The organism is Chryseobacterium sp. SIMBA_029 (assembly GCF_046535275.1).
Classification (GTDB): domain Bacteria; phylum Bacteroidota; class Bacteroidia; order Flavobacteriales; family Weeksellaceae; genus Chryseobacterium.
This window is the reverse complement of sequence record NZ_JAWRXA010000549.1, coordinates 1-257: the sequence shown is the minus strand read 5'-3', so window position 1 is coordinate 257 and position 257 is coordinate 1. Positions and strand designations below refer to the sequence as shown.

1 protein-coding gene is annotated in these 257 nt (G+C 42.4%); it reads right to left on the bottom strand.

Translation table 11 applies throughout. The features are described from left to right. The coding region (locus SB679_RS25180) for an FAD-binding protein (RefSeq protein WP_410705055.1) at positions 1-257 on the bottom strand (257 nt) is incomplete at both ends.

Below are 257 nucleotides of genomic sequence, written 5' to 3'. Positions count from 1 at the left end.
CCCATCGCTAATGTAGAAAGGTAATAGATCTTTCCATAACCTCCTGTTGCTAATATTACAGCATGTGCTGCATGACGTTCAATTTCTCCTGTGTCTAAATTCCTTACGATAATGCCTCTGGCCTTGCCATCAATGGTAACCAGATCAAGCATTTCATGCCTTGAAAACAATTGTACAGAGCCTTTTCCTACCTGCCTCATTAAGGCCTGATAAGCTCCCAAAAGCAATTGTTGTCCCGTTTGTCCTCTGGCATAGAA